Raw genomic sequence first — 24,497 nt, 5'->3', positions numbered from 1 at the left:
CCTTGTGTTCCTGAAGAAGAACGTCCCGGGGGGCACGGGCATTCCCGCCCGCGCCCCTTCACATGCTGTTTACCCAAGTACCCGGGTATGCAGTGCCGTGACCGCCTTCCGGGCGGAGGTGAACGCTCCGTGCTGCCAGGCGTCGGCGTAGCTCAGGTAGTCGCCGGCGAAGTAGACCCGCCCCGCGGCCCGGTTGAGGGGCGCGAAGACCGGGGCGTCGGGGCCGCCGGACAGGGAGTGCCAGGAGGCTTCCAGGTACGGGGTCTGACGCCAGTGGTGGGAGAACGAAGTGGCGAGTTCCGAACGGTACTTCTCTCCATGGATCTTCACGCCCTGCGCGAGGGCCCGCGCTTCCCGATCGCGTGGGGTGAGTGCGGCGTACGCGTCGGCGTTGGAGCCGGTGTTGTAGTACCCGATGATGGTGCCGCGCCGGCCCTGGTGGCCGTAGGACGGGTACCAGATGTGGGACAGGTCCATGTCCGTCTCCGTGATGCCGCCGTAGATCTGGTGGTCGCTCTCCCACCAGCGGCTGCGGTACTCCAGCCCGATCTTTCCGGCCGAGGACGGCTTGCAGGCCTCCAGGGCGGTCTGGACGGCCGGGCCGAGGTTGTGGGCGGTCTTGGCGAGGATATTGGGCGGCAGGGCTGCGACGCAGTAGTCCGCCTCGATGCTGTGGGTGCGCCCGGCCCGGGTGTAGGTGACGGTGACGCCGTGGGCGGTGTCGGTGATCTCGGTGACGGCCGCGCCGGTGCGGATCCTGCGTTCGCCTATCGCCCGGGTGAGCGCGGCGGGTATCCGGTCCATGCCGCCGACCGGCTGGAACATCAGCATCGCCTGGTCGTACTCGAACTCGAAGGCGAAGTAGCGCCCGACGCCGCTGGCGAAGACCTCAGATGCGGAGGGGACGGCCCCGAGCTCCTCGCCGGGGGTCCCGGCGGCCGCCGGGTCGACGCGGTATCCGCGCCGGGGGCTGCCGGTGTAGTCGAGGGTGTCGCCGATGTCGCCGAAGTCCTTGAGGAAGTCGAGCAGCCGCTCCTGGTCGTCGGCGGTGATCTGCCGGTCGAGTGCGCCCTTGTCGGTGGCCTTGGAGAGGAGCTCGGCCACGTAGCCGTACACATCGGCCTTGGCGGTGCGGTAGCGCACCGGGGCCTTCATGCCCGATTTCTCGTTGTAGATATAGGCGTTGGCGTTCACGTTGGTGAACATCTCGATGGGAACGCCGAGTTCGCGGCAGTAGTCGAGGGTGACCATCCACTGCGGAATCCGGCCAGGTCCGGCGTTCATGTACTGCCCGTCGGAGAACCGTGCCGTCTGCTTGACGCCGTGGATGTCCGTGGTGGAATCCCCGCCGCGTACGGTGAAGTTGCGGCCGCCCGTACGGCTGCGGGCCTCCAGGACCGTACAGTCGTAGCCCGCCTTGCCGAGTTCGTAGGCGGTGGCGAGGCCGGCGATGCCGCCGCCCACGACGACGACCTTGGCTGCCGCCCTGCCCTTCAGGTTGAAGTCTCCGCTGCTGGGCGCACGGAAGGCCGGTTCGCGGTTTGCGGCCTGGGCGGTGGGGGCGAGGCCGAGTGCTCCCATGGTGGCGAACATCGCGCCCGCCCCGCCGGAGAGCCCGACGTTGCGGAGAAAGGTGCGGCGGCTCGCGCCCGGTGTCGCGGGCGAGTGGTGCGAAGCGTGAGTCATGTCCCGGCTCCCCTTCGGATCTTGATGTTGCCGGGATCCTGGCAAGGGTGTGTTACGGGCCGTCAGTTACTCGTGTATCCCGCACGTTTCCCTGTGTTCACGCCGTTCACGGCACCGGCGAACAATGGTCCAGACCTTGACATGGCCGCATCGCGTCCCTACCGTCACTGGGCAGCAAGTTCAGACACTCGCCCCACATTCATGTACGAGAACGTCCTGAACCCTTCACGGGAAGGCACCCCCATGCGCACCCGCACGCTGTTCCCCGCCCTGCTGGCCACCGCCGTCACCACCGGCGCCCTCACCTTCGCCTCCGCCACCACGGCCGGCGCCGCGACGGTCATCGAGGTGAGCACTGCCGCCCAGCTCAAGTCCGCGCTCACGGCGGCCGCCCCCGGCGACACGATCCACCTCGCGGACGGCACGTACACCGGCAACTTCAAGGCCCTCGTCCCCGGCACGGCTTCCGCGCGCATCACCCTGACGGGCTCGGCGGGGGCGGTCCTCACGGCCGGCGGCGGCTACGGGCTGCATCTCAACGGCGCCTCGTACTGGACGGTGAAGGGCATCACCGTCACGGGCGGCCAGAAGGGCATCATGGCCGACGGCGCCGACGGAGTCGTGATCGACTCGGTGACCGTGCACGACCTCGACATGGAGGGCGTCCACTTCCGTAAGTCCAGCAGCGACGGCGTCATCCGGAACTCCCGGATCTACGACACCGGGCACGACGGCCGCGGCATGGGCGAGGGCGTCTACGTCGGCACGGCGGGCGATCTCTCCGACCGGAGCGACCGGGTACAGATCCTGGACAACACGATCGGGCCGGACGTCGGCGGCGAGAACGTCGACATCAAGGAGGGCACCACCGGTGCGCGCATCGTCGGGAACACCTTCGACGGCAGCGGGCTGACCGGCGCCAACTACGACGACTCCTGGGTCGACGTGAAGGGCAACGACGTCCTGGTCGAGGGCAACCACGGCTCCCGTACGACCAACAACGGCTACGAGACCCACACCCAGCAGAGCGGCTGGGGCTGCGGGACCGTCTTCAAGGACAACGCCTCGGACCTGTCCGGCTCGACGGGCGACAAGCGGATCGCGGTGAACGTCACCAACTTCGGTGCGAGCTGCCCCACCACCGTCCATGCAAGCAACACGGTGACCGGCGGCAACGGCCTGACCAACATCACCGTCACCCCGTAACGGCCCGCCGCGGAAACGAGTGAGGCCCGCTCCCCGAAGGGAGCGGGCCTCACTTTCATCCACTACTGCAGCCGATGACCGGCCGGAGGGTCAGAGCGTCAGCTCTGGCCGCCCGCCAGCTTCTCGCGCAGGGCAGCCAGGGCCTCGTCCGACGCCAGGGCGCCGGAGTTGTCCGCGGACTCCGAGGAGTACGAACCGCCGCCGCCACCGCTGCCGCCCGAGGCAGCCGGAGCGCTGCCGGCCGGGGCAGCAGCGCCCTCGGCAGCAGCGGCCTCGTCGGCCTCGCGGGACTTGATGACCTGGGCCTGGTGCTGCTCGAAGCGCGTCTGCGCCTCGGCGTACTGGGTCTCCCAGACCTCGCGCTGAGCCTCGAAGCCCTCGAGCCAGTCGTTGGTCTCGGGGTCGAAGCCCTCGGGGTAGATGTAGTTGCCCTGGTCGTCGTACGACGCGGCCATGCCGTACAGCGTCGGGTCGAACTCGACCGAGGCCGGGTCGCCACCGAAGGACTCGTTGGCCTGCTTCAGCGAGAGGCTGATGCGACGACGCTCGAGGTCGATGTCGATGACCTTGACGAAGATCTCGTCGTTGACCTGGACGACCTGCTCCGGGATCTCCACGTGGCGCTCGGCCAGCTCGGAGATGTGGACCAGGCCCTCGATGCCCTCGTCGACGCGCACGAACGCACCGAACGGAACGAGCTTGGTGACCTTACCGGGAACAACCTGCCCGATCTGGTGCGTACGGGCGAACTGCTGCCACGGGTCTTCCTGCGTCGCCTTGAGCGACAGGGACACGCGCTCGCGGTCCATGTCCACGTCGAGAACCTCGACGGTGACTTCCTGGCCGACCTCGACAACCTCGGAGGGGTGGTCGATGTGCTTCCAGGACAGCTCGGAGACGTGCACGAGACCGTCGACGCCACCCAGGTCCACGAAGGCACCGAAGTTGACGATCGAGGAGACGACGCCGGAGCGGACCTGACCCTTCTGGAGGGTCGTGAGGAACGTCTGGCGGACCTCGGACTGGGTCTGCTCGAGCCAGGCACGGCGGGACAGGACCACGTTGTTGCGGTTCTTGTCCAGCTCGATGATCTTGGCCTCGAGCTCCTTGCCCACGTAGGGCTGAAGGTCGCGGACGCGACGCATCTCGACGAGCGACGCCGGGAGGAAGCCACGGAGGCCGATGTCGAGGATGAGACCACCCTTGACGACCTCGATGACGGTACCGGTGACGATGCCGTCTTCTTCCTTGATCTTCTCGATGGTGCCCCAGGCACGCTCGTACTGAGCGCGCTTCTTCGAGAGGATCAGGCGGCCTTCCTTGTCCTCCTTCTGGAGAACCAGGGCCTCGATCTCGTCGCCGACCTTGACGACCTCGTTCGGGTCGACGTCGTGCTTGATCGAGAGCTCGCGGCTCGGGATGACACCTTCGGTCTTGTAACCGATGTCGAGGAGAACCTCGTCGCGGTCAACCTTGACGATGACACCGTCAACGATGTCGCCGTCGTTGAAGTACTTGATCGTCTCGTCGATCGCCGCGAGGAACGCGTCCGCGTCGCCGATGTCGTTGACCGCAACCTGCGGAGTGGTGGCGGTGGTCTCGGTGCTGCTCGTCATGTGGGAAAGGGCTCCGGTACGGACAGTGAGTCGAAGTTACTGCTACGCCGTGAGCCCGTATCGCCTCTGCAGAAGCCGGACAGCCTGGGAAGCGCCGATCCCGAACCGGGAGGCGCCTCGTGAACCGAGGGGACATACATACAGATGCGAGCGCGGCCTGCTAGGTCTGAGGCGCGCAGGCTCGCAGCGCAACTTGTAGCATACGGGGGCAGCAGGGCACGGTCAATGCGCGAAGGCGCACACCAAGGGCGGAACGACCCATACCCGGCACAACTCAGGTTCACCGAGGCCACATCGGCCCCGGAGATGTTCCGGACACACGGGGTTCCGTACTCACAGATCCCCCCTGGTACGTACCGCGTACGACGGGGTGAAGGCAAACTACAACGACGGACACGATGAGCCAAGAGATCTACGCGGCCGAACCCGAAGCGACACGCCGCACCGCCGGCGAGGCCGAGAGCAGCCGGGCCAGCCGCGGCTGGTGGGACCGGAACGCGGACGAGTACCAGAGCGACCACGGCGGCTTCCTCGGCGACGACCGGTTCGTCTGGGGCCCGGAGGGGCTCGACGAGGCCGACGCCGGCCTTCTCGGCCCCACGGAGTCGCTGAAGGGCCTGGACGTCCTGGAGATCGGCGCCGGTGCCGCACAGTGTTCGCGCTGGCTGGCCGCCCAGGGCGCCCGGCCGGTCGCCCTGGACCTCTCCCACCGCCAGCTCCAGCACGCGCTGCGGATCGGCGAGGGCATCCCCCTGGTCGAGGCGGACGCCGGGGTGCTGCCCTTCCGGGACGGCTCCTTCGACCTGGCCTGCTCCGCCTACGGCGCGGTGCCGTTCGTCGCCGACCCGGTCCAGGTGTTCCGCGAGGTCCACCGGGTGCTGCGCCCCGGCGGCCGCTGGGTCTTCTCCGTCACGCACCCGGTCCGCTGGGCGTTCCCGGACGAACCGGGGCCCGAGGGCCTGTCCGTCGCCGCCTCGTACTTCGACCGCACCCCTTACGTCGAGCAGGACGAGCAGGGCGAGGCGGTGTATGTGGAGCACCACCGCACACTCGGCGACCGCGTGCGTGACGTGGTGGCGGGCGGCTTCCGCCTGGCCGACCTGGTCGAGCCGGAGTGGCCGGCGTGGAACAACCAGGAGTGGGGCGGCTGGTCGCCGCTGCGGGGCAATCTGATCCCGGGGACCGCGATCTTCGTCTGCGTACGGGACTGAGGACCGGGGCAGCGGTCCTGGCCCGCGTACGGGACTGAGACACCCGCCGGTGCGGGAGGCGGCGCCCCGCCGTACGAGACTGGGGGCGTGATCCGCACCGACGCACTGGACCAGTTGCCCGTCCGCACCGCCGTGCCCGCGCTGCGGCAGGCGCTCGACGACCGCGGGGTCGCGGTGCTGTGCGCGCCGCCCGGCACCGGCAAGACGACCCTCGTCCCGCTCGTCCTGGCCGGCCTGACCGGGGACGGCCCGGTGCGCCGGGTCGTGGTCGCCGAACCGCGGCGGATCGCCGCGCGGGCGGCCGCCCGGCGCATGGCGTGGCTGCTCGGCGAGCGGACCGGCGAACGGGTCGGGTTCACCGTGCGCGGGGAGCGGGTGATGGGGCCGGACACCGTGGTGGAGGTCGTCACCACCGGGGTGCTGCTCCAGCGGCTCCAGCGCGACCAGGAGCTCGCCGGCATCGATGCGGTGATCATCGACGAGTGCCACGAGCGCCATCTGGACGCGGACACCGTGGCCGCCTTCCTCCTCGACGTACGCGAGGCGATCCGCCCCGACCTGCGCCTGGTCGCCGCGTCGGCGACCACGGACGCGCAGGGCTGGGCCCGGCTGCTCGGCGACGCCCCGGTCATCGAGGCGCAGGGCGTCTCGCACCCGGTGGAGGTGGTGTGGGCCCCGCCCGTCCGCCCGGTGCGGCCGCCGCACGGCATGCGGGTCGATCCGGCGCTGCTGAGCCATGTCGCCTCCGTGGTGCGGCGGGCGCTGGCCGAGCGGGACGGCGACGTGCTGTGCTTCCTTCCCGGCGTCGGCGAGATCGGCCGGGTGGCCGGGCAGCTGTCCGGGGTGGCCGCGGAGGTGCTCCAGGTGCACGGGCGGGCCCCGGCGGCGGTGCAGGACGCGGTGCTGGCCGGTTCGTCCGAGGGCCGGCGGGTGGTACTGGCGACCTCGGTGGCGGAGTCCTCGCTGACCGTTCCGGGGGTGCGGACCGTCGTCGACTCGGGGCTGGCCCGGGAGCCGCGCACCGACCATGCACGGGGGCTGAGCGCGCTGACGACGGTACGGGCCTCGCAGGCGGCGGGCCGCCAGCGGGCGGGCCGGGCCGGGCGCGAGGCTCCGGGAACGGTCTACCGATGCTGGGAACAGGCCGAGGACGGGCGGCTCGCCCGGTTCCCCTCCCCCGAGATCAAGGTGGCCGACCTGGCGGCGTTCGCCCTCCAGGCGGCCTGCTGGGGCGATCCGGACGCGGCGGGACTCGCGCTGCTGGATCCGCCGCCGGCCGGTGCGATGGCCGCGGCCCGCGAGGTGCTGACGGCGGTCGGCGCGGTGGAGGCCGACGGGCGGGTGACCGACCGGGGCGTGAGGATGTCACGGCTGGGGCTGCATCCCCGGCTGGCCAGGGCGCTGCTGGACGGCGCGGCCGAGGTCGGCGGGCGCCGGGCCGCGGAGGTGGTCGCGCTGCTGAGCGAGGAACCGCCGCGGGACTACGGCGACGACCTGGCCGCCGCGTTGCGTACCGCACGGCTGGGCAAGGACGGCTACGCGGCCCGCTGGCGCCAGGAGGTGCGGCGGCTGTCCTCCTCCCTGAAGAACGCCGGTCACGGCGGGTCGGGTCCGGACGATGGAGCCGTCGGCCTGGTCGCCGCCCTGGCGTTTCCCGAGCGGGTGGCGCGGGCCCGGGGCGAGGGCACGTTCCTGATGGCTTCCGGCACGGGCGCGGAGCTGCGGGACGGCTCACGGCTGCGCAGCGCGCCATGGCTGGCGGTCGCGGTCGCGGACCGTCCGGCCCACGCGGCATCGGCGCAGGTCCGGCTCGCCGCCGTCATCGACGAGGACACGGCGCGACTGGCGGCCGGCCATCTGCGGTTCGCGGGCGAGGAGGTCCGCTGGGACGGCCGCGATGTGGTGGCCCGCCGGGTGGAGCGCCTCGGCGCCGTCGAGCTGGCGGCGCGCCCGCTGAAGCAGCCGGATCCCGCGCTGGTGCGTGAGGCCCTGGTGGAGGGGCTGCGGCGGGAGGGCCTCGGGCTGCTGCGCTGGAACCGCGACACGGGGCAGCTGCGGGAGCGGCTGGCCTTTCTGCACCGCGAGCTGGGCGCGCCGTGGCCCGACGTATCGGACGAGGCGCTCCTGGACCGTACCGAGCAGTGGCTGGAGCCCGAGCTGTCGCGGGCCAGGCGCCGTTCGGACCTGGGCGGGATCGACGCGGGGCAGGCGCTGCGCAGGCTGCTGCCCTGGGCGACCGGGGAGGCTGCCCGGCTGGACGAGCTGGCTCCGGAGCGGATCGAGGTGCCGAGCGGTTCGCGGATCAGGGTGGAGTACGGCGGGCCCCAGCCCGTGCTCGCGGTGAAGCTCCAGGAACTGTTCGGCCTCCAGGAGACCCCGCGGGTGGCCGGCGTCCCGGTCCTGGTGCACCTGCTCTCCCCCGCGGGGCGCCCGGCAGCGGTGACGGCGGATCTGGCGTCGTTCTGGCGGGAGGGCTACAGGGCGGTGCGGGCGGAGCTGCGCGGCCGCTATCCGAGGCACCCGTGGCCCGAGGACCCGACGACGGTGGAGGCGACCCGCTTCACCAAGGCGCGGCTCAGGCGGGAGTAGGCGCGGGTTCCGGTTCCTGCTGCCTGACCGGCTCCGCCTCGCCCGGCCGCCGCGAGCGCGCCTCCAGCCACAGCGACAGGGCCAGCAGGCCGGCGCCCAGGACGAGGAAGCCCCAGGGCAGGTACGAGGTCAGCAGCAGGATCAGGACCCGCTGGGACTTGACCTGGTCGACGATCGAGACGATGTAGTCCTCGCGCATCTTCACATGCCCGGCGAACACCGTGACGGTGTCCTGGGACATGCCCATCGCCTTCGCGTTCCGCAGCTCCTCCTTGTGGACCTCCTCGCCGTTGACCGGTGCCCCGGTGACGGGATCGATCCAGAACATCCGCTTGGTGGTGTACCAGCGGGTCACACCGGTCTTGGCGATCTGCTCGGCCGTGATCCCCTTGATGGGCATCGTCTTCGGCATGGGGACCTTGGTCCACGGGACGGTCTGCTCGAAGTAGTAGACGTCCATGCCGCGGAACTTGCGTGTGCCCCCGAAGTGGATGGGCGAGCTGGTGCGGGACTGGGCGTCGAAGTACTGGTAGTCGCGCTTCTCGGTGAGGAAGGGCCATTTGAACTCGATGCCCTCGCGGCTCACCGGGTCGCCGTCGACCGATTCGCCCGTGGCGTGGACCGGGTCCTGGCTGTGCGCGTCGAAGATGTAGCGCTCGGGGATCTTGGAGACCATCTTGCCGTCGGGACCCTGGATGTAGGAGAGCGCGTCCCAGACGACGACATCGCGGCCGGCGCTGCGCTCGATCTTCTCGGACTCCTCCACATTGCCCTTGAGGGTCTGCACGATGGTGACCTTGTCGACCGTCTCGGCCTTCAGGGTGCCGTAGTCGAGCAGGGTCGCGGGCTTCGCCTCCAGCACCGTCTCCTGGTACTGGCTCGGCGGGATCTTCGCGAGCCGCGGGAAGGCGTACCAGCGCAGCAGCGGTGACAGCGCGGCAAAGAAGACGGCGAAGGCCAGGAGTACGAGGCTGGCTCGGCGGCGCATGGGGTGTCCTCCCTCTGCAGTCGGTGGTGCGGACGTCTAGTTCTTCGGACCCGGGACGGTGGTCAGCAGGGGCTTGGGCGAGGTCTCGCCGGGTGGCGCGCCGATGGCACTGATGGTGAGTACGAGGGCGAGGGCGACAGCCAGGCCGATGGCGGCGGCGACTAGGGCACGCATGCGCGGCCTCCCGGGAGCTCGGAACTGATGGGTCGTCAGGGCTGGGGCACCGTAGCAACCGGGGCGCGAGATGAGAACACGTAGAACAGCCCCTTGGCCGGGAGCCGGCGAAGGGGCTGTTCGGGGCCCGGTGGGCCCGGGTGTGTGCGGGTCAGGAGGCGGCGGGAGGGGCCTCGACCGTGAGCTCGATGACGACGGTGGCGCCGCCCTCGGTGGTCAGGCGCAGCTTGTACGTGCCCGCGGCGCCGTCGGCGTAGATCTTCGGCAGAGTGAGCTTGCCGTCGGCGTCCGTGGTGAACACGAGGGTGCGGACCGGGTCGCCGTCGTCGTTCGTGAAGTACGGGCCCTTGTCGTTCCCGACCGGGTCGTCGCCATCGGTGATCATGGTGGCGGTGACGGAGACCCGGTCGGCGGCCGCGCCCTTGTACGTGGCCTCGGCGGTGACGTCCGCGAACGTCTGACCCGCCACGGCGGTCAGCTCCTCGGTGCCCGTCCTGGCGATGGCGTCGGCCTGCCGGGCGGTGACGGTCGCCGTGTAGCTGACGGCGGGCAGCGAGCTGCCGGTGGCCGTCGCGCGCACGGTGAACTCGCCGGTCTTCTCGCCCGCCGTCAGCACCGGAGCGGTGACCGTGCCGTCGGCCCCGGTCACAAGGGTGACGGTGCTCTTCGCGCCGGCGAAAGCGGCGTCCGTGTCACCGACGACGGTGAAGGTCACGGAGACCTTGGCGAGCGGAGTGCCGAGGTTGCTCTTCGCCCGCACCTTGATCCGCTCGGCGAAGGCGTCGCCCGCCGTGGCAGTCAGTTCGCCGGTACCCGCGTTCTGCACGGCGGCCAGGACCGGGGACGGGGTGGGCGTCGGGGTGGGCGTCGCCGGTGAGCTCGGATCAGTCGGCGTGGGGCTCGGCTTCGCCGGAGGCTTCGGCGCGGGTGTCGGGGTGGGTGTGGGGGTCGGCGAGGGCGACGGGGTGGTGTGCGGGGTGCCGGGGCCGATGTCCCGGTGCGTTCCCGTGCTGGTGTCGACCGGCAGGATGCCCGTGCCGTCCGGCACCTCATGGGTGCCGCGGTTGTAGTACGCGAACCAGGTACGGACGGTACGCAGATACTCGTCCGAGTGGTTGTAGCTCAGGACCGCCCGGTCCAGGTCGGCGGCGAGCGCCAGATCCCGGGAGCCGGCGCAGAGATAGAGCCCTGCGGAGAGCGCCGCGTCGTAGATGTTGTTGGGGTCCTTGCGGCCGTCGGCGTTGCCGTCCGTGCCCCAGGTCGCCCAGGTGGACGGGATGAACTGCATCGGGCCGACGGCCCGGTCGTGCGTCGAGTCCCCGTCGTAGGCACCGTTGTCGGTGTCCTTGATCAGGGCGAAGCCCTGGCCGTTGAGGGCCGGGCCGAGGATCGGCGAGAACGTGGTGCCCTGCGCGTCGACGCGGCCGCCGCGGGCCTGGCCCGACTCGACCTTGCCGATCGCGGCGAGGAGCTGCCACGGCAGCCGGCAGGCGGCGTCCGAACCCGCGATGGTCTGCTGGGCCTTCTTGTACGCCGCCAGGACCGAGGCCGGAATGCCCGATTCCGCACTGCCTGTCACGGGCAGATTGACGGAGGTACCCGGCTTGTTGGGCGTGTTCAGCGGCGGCAGGTCCGTGAAGTAGGGCGAGTTGCCCGACGCGGCACCGTCACCCGAGGGTGTCGACCCGGCGGTCGGCTGGTTCGACTGGTCGCCCTCGGACGCCACCAGGGGCGAACCGGGGCCCTGCGAAGCGGTGAGTGCTGCCACAGCGGCGGCGGCCACGGCAGTCGTGGTCGCCCCTCTGCGCAGTCGGCGACCGAATTGCGCTGCCATAACGTGTGGGCCCTCCCCCTCGACGGCTGTCCGCGCTCCCCTGCGCCTGGACTCAGGCGACCCTACGGCAACTTGTGCCGCCCGAACACAGCGGCAGGACCGCTTCTTACCGGTTTCTCACCTTCCGTTCAGCAGCTTGTCCACTCCCCGAAGAGTCTGAGCGAAGTACGCGAGGAGTCCGCGCCGGCGGCTCACCCATACTTCCCCCATGCCGTTCACGCTCAGCCACGCCGCAGCCGTCCTCCCCGGCATCCGCCACAACGGGACAGGGCGCGGACCGCTCCTCGCCTCGGCTCTCGTCGCCGGCTCGTTCGCCCCCGACATCACGTACTACGCGGACACCGCGATCCCCGGCGCCATGGAATTCGGGCAGGTCACCCACGCATGGTGGGGGGTGTTCACGGTGGACGTCCTGATCACCGCGGCGACCGTGGCACTGTGGCTGCTGCTGCGCGAACCCCTCGTGGCACTGCTGCCCACCCCCTGGCAGGGCCGCGTGCACACATGGGTCCGCGGCGCCCGGCGCCCACCGGAACAAGGACCCCGGGGCCTGCGGGACGGTACGTGGTTCGTGGTGTCGGCCGCCATCGGGGCCGGCACGCATGTCGTCTGGGACGCCTTCACCCACCACGACCGGTGGGGGGTGCGGCTGGTGCCCGTGCTCGGGCGGAACATGGCCGGATACCCGGTGTTCCAGCTGGTGCAGTACGGCAGTTCGGCCCTGGCGCTCACCGTGCTCGCCTGGTTCACCGTGTCAGGACTGCGCCGCACCCCGACCCCGCCCGTACCGGCGTCCGTACCCGTCCTGGACCGGCGCGCACGGTGGTGGACCGCCGCAGCCATCGCACTGTGCGTCCTGCTCGGAATCGTGCACCGCTGCGCGCGCTGGTACGCGTACTTCGGACACATCGACACACCGCTCGACATCATTCCGACCGCCTGCTTCGGCGCGGGCGCCGGGCTGGCGGTCGGACTCGTGCTGTACGGGGCGTGGACACGGCTCCGGAGCCGCGGCACCGGCACACCGGCGCTCCCCGTCACCGGCCCGGCCCGGGACACGAGCCGGACCGGCGACTGAGGGCACCACACCCCGGGCAGAAACCTGCGTCAGTGCGCGGCGGACTCCCAGTCCCCGCCGACCCCGACCGAAACATCCAGCGGCGCCCGCAACTGCACCGCCGTCGCCATCTCGTGCCGCAGGATCTTCTCCACCTGCTCCCGCTCGCCCGTCGCGATCTCCAGCACGATTTCGTCATGCACCTGAAGCAGCATCCGCGACTTCAGCTTCGCCTCGGTCAGCGCCCGGTCGACATGAAGCATGGCGACCTTCACGATGTCCGCGGCCGTGCCCTGGATCGGTGCGTTGAGCGCCATCCGCTCGGCCGTCTCACGGCGCTGGCGGTTGTCGCTGTTGAGGTCCGGCAGATAGCGGCGGCGGCCGAAGACCGTCTCCGTGTAACCGGTGGCCCTGGCCTCCTCCACCACCCGGTGCAGATAGTCACGGACTCCGCCGAACCGCTCGAAGTACGTATCCATCAGGCCCCGGGCCTCGCCCGCCTCGATGTTCAGCTGCTGGGACAGACCGAACGCGGACAGCCCGTACGCCAGCCCGTAACTCATGGCCTTGATCTTGCGCCGCATCTCCGGGTCGACCGCCGACTTCTCGACGCCGAACACCTGAGAGGCAACCGTGGTGTGCAGGTCCTCCCCGGACGTGAACGCCTCGATCAGACCCGCGTCCTCGGAGAGATGAGCCATCACCCGCAGCTCGATCTGGCTGTAGTCCGCCGTCATCAGCGTCTCGAAACCCTCGCCGACGACGAAGCCCCGCCGGATCGCCCGGCCCTCGTCGGTGCGGACGGGAATGTTCTGCAGATTCGGATCGGTGGAGGACAACCGGCCCGTCGCCGCCACCGTCTGATTGAACGTGGTGTGGATACGGCCGTCCGCCGCGATCGTCTTGACCAGGCCCTCGACCGTCACCCGCAGCTTCGCCTGCTCCCGGTGGCGCAGCATGATGACCGGCAGCTCGTGCTCGGTCTGCCCGGCCAGCCACGCCAGCGCATCCGCGTCCGTCGTGAATCCGGTCTTCGTCTTCTTCGTCTTCGGCAGGCCCAGCTCACCGAAGAGGACCTCCTGGAGCTGCTTGGGCGAACCGAGATTGAACTCACGGCCCACCGCCGCGTGCGCCTCCTTCACCGCCTGCTGCACAGCACCCGCGAACTGCTGCTCCATACCCTCCAGATGGGCCCGGTCCGCCGCGATACCGTGCCGCTCCAGACGGGCCAGCAGAATCGACGTCGGCAGCTCCATGTCATGCAGCAGCTCGGCCGCACCGACCTCCTTCAGCCGCGCCGTGAACGCATCACCGAGGTCGAGGACCGCACGGGCCTGCGTCATCAGGGCATCGGCCTCGGCCTGGTCGTCCGCACCGAACGCCAGCTGCCCGTCCGACGACGCCACCGGAGCGAGCTCACGGCCCAGGTACTCCACGGCCAGCGCGTCCAGCGCGAACGAGCGACGGCCCGGCTTGACCAGGTAAGCGGCGAGCGCGGTGTCCATCGAGACGCCCTCGGTCCGCCAGCCGTGCTCCGGGAAGACCCGCATCACGCTCTTCGCGTTGTGCATGACCTTCGGCCGGTCCGCGTCCGCGATCCACGCCGCGAACGCCTGCTCGTCCGCCGCATCGAGCAACGCCGGATCGAACCAGGCCGCCGCCCCGCCGGCCGCGGCCAGCGCGATCTCGGTGACCGTCCCACTGCCCAGCGCCCACGTGTCCACCGTGGCGACACCGAGCGGCTGCGCGCCGTGCTCGGCCAGCCACGGAGCGAGCTCACCCGCACCCAGCACCGAACCGTCCAGCTCGACGCCGGCAGCGGGCGCAGGCGCCTCGTCCTCGGCCTTGCCCGGATCCACCGCGAGCAGCCGCTCACGCAGGCTCGGGTTACGGATCTCCAGCACATCGAGCACCCCGGTGACCGCCGTACGGTCGTACGGAGCACGCTCCAGATCGGACGGGACCTTCGGCAGCTCCACATCGCGGACCATCTCGGTCAGCCGCCGGTTCAGCCGCACCGCGTCCAGGTGATCGCGGAAATTCTGCCCCGCCTTCCCCTTGACCTCATCGGCCCGCGCAACCAGCTCGTCGAACGAACCGAACTGATTGATCCACTTCGCCGCCGTCTTCTCACCCACCCCGGGAATACCCGGAAGATTGTCCGACGGGTCACCGCGCAGCGCCGCGAAGTCCGGATACTGCTGCGGGGTGAGCCCGTACTTCTCCTCGACCTTCTCCGGCGTGAACCGCGTCAGCTCCGACACACCCTTGGTCGGGTACAGCACCGTCACGTTGTCCGTGATCAGCTGGAAGGAGTCACGGTCACCGGTGACGATCAGCACCTCGAACCCGGCCGCCTCCGCCTGCGTGGCCAACGTCGCGATGACATCGTCCGCCTCGAACCCGTCGACCGCGAAACGGTCCGCGTGCATCGCGTCCAGCAGCTCACCGATCAGCTCGACCTGACCCTTGAACTCGTCCGGCGTCTTCGAACGGTTCGCCTTGTACTCGGGAAACTCCTCCGAGCGCCACGTCTTGCGCGACACATCGAACGCCACCGCGAAATGCGTCGGCGCCTCGTCACGCAACGTGTTCGCGAGCATCGACGCGAAGCCGTACACCGCGTTCGTCGGCTGCCCCGCCCCCGTCGTGAAATTCTCCGCCGGCAGCGCAAAGAACGCCCGGTACGCCAGGGAGTGCCCGTCCATCAGGAGCAGGCGCGGTCGGTTGTCTGCCGTCTTCTTCGATGCCGTCTCAGCCACACCCCGATCCTGCCACGTACCACTGACAATCCGGACCGTCGACCGCCCCCTGCCGCCCCGCGACCGCTCACCGGGCAGCCCGCCCGCACCGCGTGCCAGGATCGAGAAGAAGGAAACACGCACAGCGGACCGCACCAGGCCCGCAGCAGGCTCGAAGGGGAGCACGATGGCCAGCAAGCCGCCCGCAGGAGACCCGGTCCAGGACGCACCCCAGGTCGAACCCGCCCAGCACGCCGCCGCCGGGCTGCCCGCCGTCGCCCACAGCCTGCGCATCGCCCAGCAGCAGATGGGCATCCGCCGCACCGCACAGACCCTCCTCAAGGTCAACCAGAAGGACGGCTTCGACTGCCCCGGCTGCGCCTGGCCCGAAGGCGACAAGCGGCACACCGCCGAATTCTGCGAGAACGGCGCCAAAGCCGTAGCCGAGGAAGCCACCCTGCGCCGCGTCACCCCGGACTTCTTCGCCGCCCACCCCCTCGCCGACCTCGCCACCCGCAGCGGCTACTGGCTCGGCCAGCAAGGACGCATCACGCAACCTATGTATCTGCCCGCGGGCGCGGACCGGTACGAGGCCGTGACCTGGGAACGCGCCTTCGCCGTCATGGCCGAGGAGCTCGGCGCCCTCGCCTCCCCCGACGAAGCGCTCTTCTACACCTCCGGCCGCACCAGCAACGAGGCCGCGTTCCTCCTCCAGCTGTTCGCCCGCGAATTCGGCACCAACAACCTGCCCGACTGCTCCAACATGTGCCACGAGTCCTCCGGCTCGGCACTCACCGAGACCATCGGCGTCGGCAAGGGCTCCGTCTCCCTGGAGGACCTCCACCACGCCGACCTGATCATCGTCGCCGGACAGAACCCCGGCACCAACCACCCCCGGATGCTCTCCGCCCTGGAGAAGGCCAAGTCCGCCGGCGCGAAGATCATCTCGGTGAACCCGCTGCCCGAGGCCGGACTCGAACGCTTCAAGAACCCGCAGACCCCCCTCGGCATGGTCAAGGGCGCCGCTCTCAACGACCTGTTCCTCCAGATCCGCATCGGCGGCGACCAGGCGCTCTTCCGGCTCCTCAACAAGATGATCCTGGAGACCGAAGGCGCCGTCGACGAAACCTTCGTCACCGAACACACCCACGGCTACGAAGAGTTCGCCGCCGCAGCCGCCGAAGCCGACTGGGAACAGACCCTCACCGCCACCGGCCTGGAGCGCTCCGCCATCGAGGAAGCCCTCACCCTGGTCCTCGCGTCCAAGCGCACCATCGTCTGCTGGGCCATGGGCCTCACCCAGCACAAACACTCCGTGCCGACCATCCGCGAAGTCGTCAACTTCCTCCTGCTGCGCGGAAACATCGGCCGCACCGGCGCCGGAGTCTGCCCCGTCCGCGGCCACTCCAACGTCCAGGGCGACCGCACCATGGGCATCTTCGAAAGGCCGTCGACAGCATTCCTCGACGCCCTCGACAAGGAATTCTCCATCACCTCACCGCGCCACCACGGCTACGACGTCGTCCGCTCCATCCAGGCCCTGCGCGACGGCGACGCCAAAGTCTTCTTCGCCATGGGCGGCAACTTCGTCGCCGCCTCCCCCGACACCGACGTCACCGAGGCCGCGATGCGCACCGCACGCCTCACCGTCCACGTCTCCACCAAACTCAACCGCTCCCACACCGTCACCGGCACCCGCGCCCTGATCCTGCCCACCCTCGGCCGCACCGACAAGGACACCCAGGCCGGCGGCAAACAGTTCGTCACCGTCGAGGACTCCATGAGCATGGTCCACGCCTCCCGCGGCAACCTCACCCCCGCAAGCCCCCACCTGCTCTCCGAACCCGCCATCGTCGCCCGCCTCGCCCGCGCCGTACTCGGACCCGAATCCACCACCCCCTGGGAAGAGTTCGAGAAGGACTACGCCACCATCCGCGACCGCATCTCCCGCGTCGTCCCCGGCTTCGAGAACTTCAACCAACGCATCGCCCACCCCGCCGGATTCACCCTCCCCCACGGCCCCCGCGACTCCCGCCGCTTCCCCACCACCACCGGCAAGGCCAACTTCACCGCCGCCCCCATCGAATACCCCGAACTCCCCGAAGGCCGCCTCCTGTTGCAGACCCTGCGCTCCCACGACCAGTACAACACCACCATCTACGGCCTCGACGACCGCTACCGCGGCATCAAGGGCGGCCGCCGCATCGTCCTCGTCAACCCCGACGACGCCACCGCCCTCGGCCTCGCCGACGGCACCTACACCGACCTCGTCAGCGAATGGAAGGACGGAGTCGAACGACGCGCCCCCGGCTTCCGCGTCGTCCACTACCCCACCGCCCGCGGCTGCGCCGCCGCCTACTACCCCGAGACCAACGTCCTGGTCCCCCTCGGCTCCACCGCCGACACCAGCAACACCCCCGCCAGCAAATCCGTCGTGGTGCGCTTCGAGAACCTGCGCTGACACCCCCGGGCAGGCGGCACTAAGCGCCCGCTCAGCCGTCTGATAAGAACAGTGCACGCACACAAGAACGTGCACACAGCAGCGAACCACCGCAGACGATCGGAGCCGGACCCATGGGCGAGCACACCACACCCACGTTCCCCCAGGAGATCATCGACGAGTACGCCGCCCTCGGCGTCGACCTGCCCGCCCTCTTCTCCGCAGGCCACCTCGGCGAACGCATGGGCGTCACGATCACCGAAGCCTCCGCGGACCGCGTCGTCGGCACCATGCCCGTCGAAGGCAACACCCAGCCCTACGGACTCCTGCACGGCGGCGCCTCCGCCGTCCTCGCCGAAACCCTCGGCTCCGTCGGCACCATGCTCCACGGCGGCGCAAGCAAGATCGCCGTCGGAGTCGACCTGAACTGCACCCATCACCGAGGGGTACGAAGCGGCCACGTCACCGGCGTCGCCACCCCCGTACACCGCGGCCGCACCACCGCCACGTACGAGATCGTCATCACCGACGAACAGGACAAGCGCGTCTGCACCGCCCGCCTCACCTGCCTGCTCCGCGACCTCCCCAAGAACGAAACCGCCTGACCACGCACCACCCCGCACCACCCCGCCCGGCCGGCACCCCAACCCGGCCGGGCATTCCCATATTCGGACACAACCACCGCCCCACACACCGAACTTGCACAACACCGGCGGCCAACCCCCTTGACCACCAACCCCGTTCCATGGCCCACTCATCAGCCACACCCAGCCTGCACGCCCACCACGCCGCGTCGACCACACCACCCCGGATGTAACACTGCGTAACAAACGCGCAATGTGCACCCACCCCACCCCACACAAAGAACCCGGCCCCGCAGGCACCGGGCACCCAGGCGCGCCCTCCCCCGCCTCCACACACCCCCACCACGCGACAGCACCAAGATCACCCCAAGCCCCTTAACAGAGCTGCGCGTTCTCACCATGCGGTCACTTCACCGTCCGGTAAAAAACCGTACATGTCCACACAGCCACCTCAAGCCTTGCTCAAGGGCATAACAAGACAGTCACATCCTGCTCCACCCCCATCCCCGACCCCCGCCCCTGCCCATAGAGTCACCGCCAGTCACCGCGCCGCCGGGCGCGTCTGCAGCACGGCCCTGTACCAACCAGTACGGCCCGGCGAACAACACGGCACCTCAAGCAGAGGAGGCCGCGCCAGGGAAAGGACTTTTCGTGCGACACCGTTCTTTGCTCATCCTCACCGCAGTGCTCACCACAGGAGCACTGACACTCACCGCCTGCGGGTCGCGCGACGACGACAAGAAGGACAGTGGCAACGGCGACACCCAGACCGTCGTCATCGGCATCGACGCCCCGCTCACCGGTGACCTCTCCGCCCTCGGCCTCGGCATCAAGAACGCCGCCGACCTCGCCGTCAAAACGGCGAACAAGGAGAAGACGGTCCCGGGCGTCACGTTCGAGATCCAGTCCCTCGACGACCAGGCCCAGCCCTCCGTCGGCCAGCAGAACGCCACCAAGTTCATCGACAACAAGAGCGTCCTCGGCGTTGTCGGACCCCTGAACTCCGGCGTCTCCCAGTCGATGCAGAAGCCGCTCAGCGACGCCGGCCTCACCCAGATCTCCCCCGCCAACACCGGCACCGAGCTGACCCAGGGCGAGAACTGGAAGACCGGCGACAAGAAGCGCCCCTTCAAGACCTACTTCCGCACCGCCACCACGGACCAGATCCAGGGCGCCTTCGCGGCGAAGTACCTCTACAACAACGCGAAGATCAAGCAGATCTACCTCATCGACGACCAGAAGCCCTACGGCGCCGGTCTCGCGGCCTCCTTCAAGGCCACCTTCACCACCCTCGGCGGCAAGATCGTCGGCTCCGACCACGTCAACCCCGACGACCGCGACTTCAACGCCGTCGTCACCAAGGTCAAGAAGTCCGGCGCCAAAGCCGTCTACTACGGCGGCGAATACCCCGCCGGCGCACCCCTGAGCCAGCAGCTCAAGGACAGCGTCAAGATCCCCCTCATGGGCGGCGACGCCCTCTACAGCGCCGACTTCATCAAGCTCAACAAGAAGGCCCAGGGCGACATCGCCACCTCCGTCGGCAAGCCCGTCGAAGAGCTCGACTCCGCCAAGAAGTTCATCGCGGACTACAAGACGGCCGGATACAAGGACGCCTACGAGGCCTACGGCGGCAGCACCTACGACGCCACCTGGTCGATCGTCGAGGCCGTCAAGGCCGTCGTCGCAGCCAACGACGGCAAGCTCCCCGACGACGCCCGCGCCAAGGTCCTCACGGCCATGAGCAAGGTCAGCTTCCAGGGCGTCACCGGCCCCGTCGCCTTCGACGAATTCGGCGACACCACCAACACCACGATGACCGCCTACCAGGTCGAAGGCGGCAAGTGGGCCTCCAAGCTCAGCGAGGCCTACAAGCCGTAACACGCTCCCGGTCATCCACTGACTGACACCAGACCGCGCGGGAGCGCTACGAGCACTCCCGCGCGGTGCCATATCCGAACCACTCCACGGAGGCCCTGCGGTGCACGAACTGCCGCAACAGCTGGCCAATGGACTCATCCTCGGCGCGATGTACGGACTCATCGCGATCGGATACACGATGGTCTACGGAATCATCCAGCTCATCAACTTCGCCCACGGCGAGATCTTCATGATCGGAGGCTTCGGAGCTCTCACCGTGTACCTCTGGATGCCGGCCGGCTCCAACCTCCTCGCAATCGTCCCCATCATGATCATCGGCGGCGTCATATGCTCCGTCGCCATCAGCGTCGCAGCCGAACGCTTCGCCTACCGCCCCCTGCGCAACGCCCCCAGACTCGCCCCGCTGATCACCGCGATCGGACTCTCCCTCGCACTCCAGCAGGCCATCTGGAAGTGGTACCCCGACGCCACGAAGGACCGCCCCTTCCCCCAGTTCAAGGGCGAAGCATTCGACGTCTTCGGCGCCCACATCCAACGCGGTGACCTCTTCGTCCTCATCGCCGCACCCATCTGCATGATCGCCCTCGGCCTCTTCGTCTCCAAGACCCGCTCCGGCCGCGGCATGCAGGCAACCTCGCAGGACCCCGACACCGCCAAGCTCATGGGCATCAACACCGACCGCATCATCGTCATGGCCTTCGCCATCGGTGCCGCGTTCGCAGCCGTCGCCGCCGTCGCCTACGGGCTCAAGAACGGCCAGATCGGCTTCAAAATGGGCTTCATCATGGGCCTCAAAGCCTTCACCGCAGCCGTACTCGGCGGCATCGGCAACATCTACGGCGCCATGCTCGGCGGAGTCGTACTCGGCGTCGCCGAATCCCTCGCCACCGGCTACATGAGCGACGTCCCCGGCATGGACCTCTTCGGCGGCGGCGCCTGGAAGGACGTATGGGCCTTCGTCCTCCTCATCGTCGTCCTCCTGCTCCGGCCCCAAGGCCTGCTCGGCGAACGCGTCGCGGATCGGGCGTGATACGGATGACCACCCAGAAAGCACTCATCCCGCTGCCCGCACCGGCCGCCCGCATCACCACGGCCGCCGGCGCAGCCATCGCACTCGTCGGCACCTTCCTCCCCTGGACCTGGACCTCCGAATTCCCCGGCGACCTCACCGTCACCGGCTACCCCGGCGGCCTCCAGATCCTCACCCTCACCAGCGCCGTCCTCACCCTCCTCTTCACCCTCTGCGGATACGGCATCCCCGGCCTCCGCTGGCTCACCCCCGGCGGCACCAACAGCCCCGTACGCCTCCTCGCCCTCGGCACCCTCGGCGTCACCGGCTACACCATCGGCGCCATCACGTACGAACTCGGCGGCGTGGTCAACCTCGAACCCGGAGCCTGGGTCAGCGGCATCGGCGCACTCATCGCCCTCCTCGCCGCACTCGGACTCCCCAGCGACGAACCACTCCCCACCGACGCGCCCCGGCCCAACACCTGGCAACGCTTCCGCAACAGCCTCGCCGCACCCACCCCCGGCCGCGCCAGAACACTCCCCGCCTGGGCCGAAATCCTCATCATCACCGCAGCCTTCGGCGCCGCGCTCTACATCTTCACCTTCTGCGTCGACATCCCCACCGAGGACTCCGAACAGTTCATCGGCTTCCTCATCACCGCGGCCTTCGCCTTCACCGCACTCACCCGGGCCGGCCTCATCGCCCGCATCACCGCGCTGACCACGAAGCACCGCAACGTCACCCTCACCGCAGCCCTGGCCGCAGCCTTCTGCTTCCCCTTCACCCAGGACACCGCGGAATACGCCCTCATCGGCGCGAACATCCTCATCTTCGCCACCGTCGCACTCGGCCTCAACGTCGTCGTCGGCCTCGCCGGCCTCCTCGACCTCGGCTACGTCGCCTTCCTCGGCGTCGGCGCCTACACAGCCGCCCTCGTCTCCGGCGCACCCCTCTCCGCCATCGGCGTCCAATTCCCCTTCTGGGCCGCCGTCCTCACCGGAGCCGCCGTCTCACTGATCTTCGGCGTCCTCATCGGCGCCCCCACCCTGCGGCTACGAGGCGACTACCTCGCCATCGTCACCCTCGGCTTCGGAGAGATCTTCCGCGTCACCGTCAACAACCTCAACGGCAACAGCGGACCCGACCTCACCAACGGCTCCCAAGGCATCCCGAGCATCCCCGACCTCAACCTCTTCGGGATCGACTTCGGACTCAGCCACGACATCGGCCCCTTCACCCTCAGCAGGCCCGCCAACTACTACCTGCTGATGCTCGTCGTCACCGCCGTCGTCGTCCTCGTCTTCCGCCGCTCCGGAGACTCCCGCATCGGCCGCGCCTGGGTCGCCATCCGCGAAGACGAAACCGCAGCCACCGCCATGGGCATCAACGCCTTCCGGCTCAAGCTCCTCGCCTTCGCCCTCGGCGCCACCCTCGCCGGCCTCGCCGGCACCGTACAGTCACACGTCAACTACACCGTGACACCCGAGCAGTACCAGTTCGCCGGCTCCGTACCCCCGAACTCCGCCTTCCTCCTCGCCGCCGTCATCCTCGGCGGCATGGGAACCCTCAGCGGACCCTTCGTCGGCGCCGCACTGCTCTACCTCATCCCGGCCAAACTGCAGTTCATGCAGGACTACCAGCTCTTCCTCTTCGGCATCGCACTCATCCTCCTGATGCGCTTCCGCCCCGAAGGCCTGGTCGCCGACCGCCGGAAACAACTCGAATTCCACGAGAACGACGAACCCATCGGCGTACCCGAACCACGGCAGTCCGAAGACAACGACGCCGGCATCGCCAAGGCGGGGGCGTGACCACCATGACCACCACCACGAAAACCGCGACCACCGTCCTGGACGCCAGCGGCGTCACCATGCGCTTCGGCGGACTCACCGCCGTACGCAACGTCGACCTCACCGTCAACGCAGGCGAAATCGTCGGACTCATCGGCCCCAACGGCGCCGGCAAAACCACCTTCTTCAACTGCCTCACCGGCCTCTACGTCCCCACCGAGGGCAAGGTCAGCTACAAGGGCACCGTCCTGCCGCCCAAGCCCCACCTCGTCACCAAAGCAGGCATCGCCCGCACCTTCCAGAACATCAGGCTCTTCGCCAACATGACCGTCCTGGAAAACGTCCTCGTCGGACGCCACACCAGAACCAAAGAAGGCCTCTGGTCCGCACTCCTGCGCCTCCCCGGCTACACCAAAGCCGAGAACAGCAGCCGCGAACGCGCCATGGAACTCCTGGAGTTCATCGGCCTCCAGAACAAGGCCGACCACCTCGCGCGCAACCTCCCCTACGGAGACCAGCGCAAGCTGGAAATCGCCCGCGCCCTCGCCAGCGACCCCGGCCTCCTCCTCCTGGACGAGCCCACCGCCGGCATGAACCCCCAGGAAACCCGCGTCACCGAAGAACTCATCTTCGCCATCCGGGACCAGGGCATCGCCGTCCTCGTCATCGAGCACGACATGCGCTTCATCTTCAACCTCAGCGACCGCGTCGCCTGCCTCGTACAGGGCGAAAAACTCGTCGAAGGCACCGCCGAAGTCGTCCAGAGCGACGAACGCGTCATCGCCGCCTACCTCGGCACCCCCTTCGAAGGCGCCCCCGGCGCCGAAGAAGTCGCCGAAGTCGAAGCGGCCGAAGCAGTCGCCGAAGCAGAAGCCTCAGCACCCGCCGGCACCAAGGACACCACCACCGAGGAGGAGGACACCCGATGACCGCACTGCTAGAGGTCGAGGACCTCCGCGTCGCCTACGGCAAGATCGAAGCCGTCAAAGGCATCTCCTTCTCCGTCGACGCCGGCCAGGTGGTCACCCTCATCGGCACCAACGGCGCCGGCAAAACCACCACCCTGCGCACCCTCTCCGGACTGCTCAAGCCCATCGGCGGACGCATCCTCTTCGAGGGCAAGCCACTCACCAACATCCCCGCACACAAGATCGTCGCCCTGGGCCTCGCCCACTCCCCCGAGGGCCGCCACATCTTCCCCCGGCTGACGATCACCGAGAACCTCCTCCTCGGCGCCTACCTCCGCAACGACAAGGCAGGCATCGAAAAGGACATCCAGCGCGCCTACGACCTCTTCCCCATCCTCGGGGAACGCCGGAAGCAGGCCGCCGGAACCCTCTCGGGCGGCGAACAGCAGATGCTCGCCATGGGACGCGCCCTCATGTCCCAGCCCAAACTGCTCATGCTCGACGAACCCTCCATGGGCCTCTCCCCGATCATGATGCAGAAGATCATGGAGACCATCGTCGAACTCAAGGCCTCGGGCACCACGATCCTGCTCGTCGAGCAGAACGCCCAGGCCGCCCTCTCCCTCGCGGACCAGGGCCACGTCATGGAGATCGGCAAGATCGTCCTCTCCGGCACCGGAGCGGACCTCCTCCACGACGAGTCCGTCCGCAAGGCGTACCTCGGCGAGGACTGACCCACATACGACGAAGGCCCGCGCCCCGGATGTCCGGGGCGCGGGCCTT

At 69.2% G+C, this 24,497-nt stretch carries 17 protein-coding genes; 11 read left to right on the top strand and 6 right to left on the bottom strand.

Translation table 11 applies throughout. The features are described from left to right. Positions 1 to 69: 69 nt before the first annotated feature. Entirely contained in the window at positions 70 to 1,593 is a 1,524-nt protein-coding gene (locus OG912_RS27115) for a flavin monoamine oxidase family protein (RefSeq protein WP_326740559.1), read from the bottom strand. Positions 1,594 to 1,929: 336 nt separating this feature from the next. On the opposite strand from OG912_RS27115, the gene OG912_RS27110 reads away from it, so the two are divergent. Then, positions 1,930 to 2,892 (top strand): right-handed parallel beta-helix repeat-containing protein, encoded by a 963-nt coding sequence (locus OG912_RS27110; RefSeq protein WP_327711633.1) that lies wholly within the window; start codon positions 1,930 to 1,932, stop codon positions 2,890 to 2,892. Positions 2,893 to 2,990: 98 nt separating this feature from the next. Here the strand turns inward: OG912_RS27110 and rpsA are convergent, their stop codons facing one another. Next, positions 2,991 to 4,508 (bottom strand): 30S ribosomal protein S1, encoded by a 1,518-nt coding sequence (gene rpsA / locus OG912_RS27105; RefSeq protein WP_326735609.1) that lies wholly within the window; start codon positions 4,506 to 4,508, stop codon positions 2,991 to 2,993. A 398-nt stretch (positions 4,509 to 4,906) separates the two neighbouring features. On the opposite strand from rpsA, the gene OG912_RS27100 reads away from it, so the two are divergent. Continuing rightward, positions 4,907 to 5,719 carry a class I SAM-dependent methyltransferase gene (locus OG912_RS27100; RefSeq protein ID WP_327711632.1) on the top strand — a complete coding sequence of 271 codons (813 nt, stop codon included), beginning with the start codon at positions 4,907 to 4,909 and terminating at the stop codon, positions 5,717 to 5,719. A gap of 87 nt (positions 5,720 to 5,806) precedes the next feature. Then, positions 5,807 to 8,308: an ATP-dependent helicase HrpB gene (gene hrpB, locus OG912_RS27095; protein WP_326735611.1), complete on the top strand. Its 2,502-nt coding sequence runs from the start codon at positions 5,807 to 5,809 to the stop codon at positions 8,306 to 8,308. Here hrpB and OG912_RS27090 read toward each other — a convergent pair. From OG912_RS27090 to OG912_RS27080, 3 genes are all read right to left on the bottom strand, one after another. Next, positions 8,295 to 9,296 (bottom strand): DUF3068 domain-containing protein, encoded by a 1,002-nt coding sequence (locus OG912_RS27090; protein WP_327711631.1) that lies wholly within the window; start codon positions 9,294 to 9,296, stop codon positions 8,295 to 8,297. The genes hrpB and OG912_RS27090 overlap by 14 nt on opposite strands. Positions 9,297 to 9,332: 36 nt before the next feature. Further along, the gene (locus tag OG912_RS27085) at positions 9,333 to 9,470 is read right to left on the bottom strand and encodes an SPW_0924 family protein (protein WP_326735613.1); all 138 of its coding nucleotides are present in this window, start codon (positions 9,468 to 9,470) and stop codon (positions 9,333 to 9,335) included. Positions 9,471 to 9,621: 151 nt separating this feature from the next. Continuing rightward, positions 9,622 to 11,304: a lytic transglycosylase domain-containing protein gene (locus OG912_RS27080; RefSeq protein ID WP_327711630.1), complete on the bottom strand. Its 1,683-nt coding sequence runs from the start codon at positions 11,302 to 11,304 to the stop codon at positions 9,622 to 9,624. 208 nt (positions 11,305 to 11,512) lie between these two features. Here OG912_RS27080 and OG912_RS27075 point away from each other — a divergent pair, with 208 nt between their 5' ends. Beyond that, on the top strand, positions 11,513 to 12,382 hold the full coding sequence (locus tag OG912_RS27075; RefSeq protein WP_327711629.1) for a DUF4184 family protein: 870 nt from the start codon (positions 11,513 to 11,515) through the stop codon (positions 12,380 to 12,382). A gap of 29 nt (positions 12,383 to 12,411) precedes the next feature. Here the strand turns inward: OG912_RS27075 and polA are convergent, their stop codons facing one another. Beyond that, a complete protein-coding gene (polA, locus tag OG912_RS27070) occupies positions 12,412 to 15,123 on the bottom strand; it encodes a DNA polymerase I (protein WP_327711628.1) in 2,712 nt (903 codons plus the stop codon). Between the two features lie 166 nt (positions 15,124 to 15,289). On the opposite strand from polA, the gene OG912_RS27065 reads away from it, so the two are divergent. The 7 genes from OG912_RS27065 to OG912_RS27035 all read left to right on the top strand — a co-directional run bounded on the left by OG912_RS27065 (position 15,290) and on the right by OG912_RS27035 (position 24,448). Further along, positions 15,290 to 17,563 carry an FdhF/YdeP family oxidoreductase gene (locus OG912_RS27065; protein WP_327711627.1) on the top strand — a complete coding sequence of 758 codons (2,274 nt, stop codon included), beginning with the start codon at positions 15,290 to 15,292 and terminating at the stop codon, positions 17,561 to 17,563. A 113-nt stretch (positions 17,564 to 17,676) separates the two neighbouring features. Then, the gene (locus OG912_RS27060) at positions 17,677 to 18,147 is read left to right on the top strand and encodes a PaaI family thioesterase (protein ID WP_327711626.1); all 471 of its coding nucleotides are present in this window, start codon (positions 17,677 to 17,679) and stop codon (positions 18,145 to 18,147) included. 645 nt (positions 18,148 to 18,792) lie between these two features. After that, positions 18,793 to 20,004 carry a branched-chain amino acid ABC transporter substrate-binding protein gene (locus tag OG912_RS27055; RefSeq protein WP_327713556.1) on the top strand — a complete coding sequence of 404 codons (1,212 nt, stop codon included), beginning with the start codon at positions 18,793 to 18,795 and terminating at the stop codon, positions 20,002 to 20,004. Positions 20,005 to 20,104: 100 nt separating this feature from the next. After that, on the top strand, positions 20,105 to 21,034 hold the full coding sequence (locus tag OG912_RS27050) for a branched-chain amino acid ABC transporter permease (RefSeq protein WP_327711625.1): 930 nt from the start codon (positions 20,105 to 20,107) through the stop codon (positions 21,032 to 21,034). A gap of 5 nt (positions 21,035 to 21,039) precedes the next feature. After that, complete coding sequence (locus OG912_RS27045; RefSeq protein ID WP_327711624.1) at positions 21,040 to 22,827, top strand: branched-chain amino acid ABC transporter permease; 1,788 nt, start codon at positions 21,040 to 21,042, stop codon at positions 22,825 to 22,827. A gap of 5 nt (positions 22,828 to 22,832) precedes the next feature. Further along, on the top strand, positions 22,833 to 23,735 hold the full coding sequence (locus tag OG912_RS27040) for an ABC transporter ATP-binding protein (RefSeq protein WP_327713555.1): 903 nt from the start codon (positions 22,833 to 22,835) through the stop codon (positions 23,733 to 23,735). Continuing rightward, the gene (locus OG912_RS27035; protein ID WP_326735622.1) at positions 23,732 to 24,448 is read left to right on the top strand and encodes an ABC transporter ATP-binding protein; all 717 of its coding nucleotides are present in this window, start codon (positions 23,732 to 23,734) and stop codon (positions 24,446 to 24,448) included. The genes OG912_RS27040 and OG912_RS27035 overlap by 4 nt, the downstream gene beginning before the upstream one ends. Positions 24,449 to 24,497 lie beyond the last annotated feature (49 nt).

The organism is Streptomyces sp. NBC_00464 (assembly GCF_036013915.1).
Taxonomy (GTDB): domain Bacteria; phylum Actinomycetota; class Actinomycetes; order Streptomycetales; family Streptomycetaceae; genus Streptomyces.
Note: the sequence above shows the minus strand (reverse complement) of the source record. Positions and strands in the feature narration are given on the sequence as shown.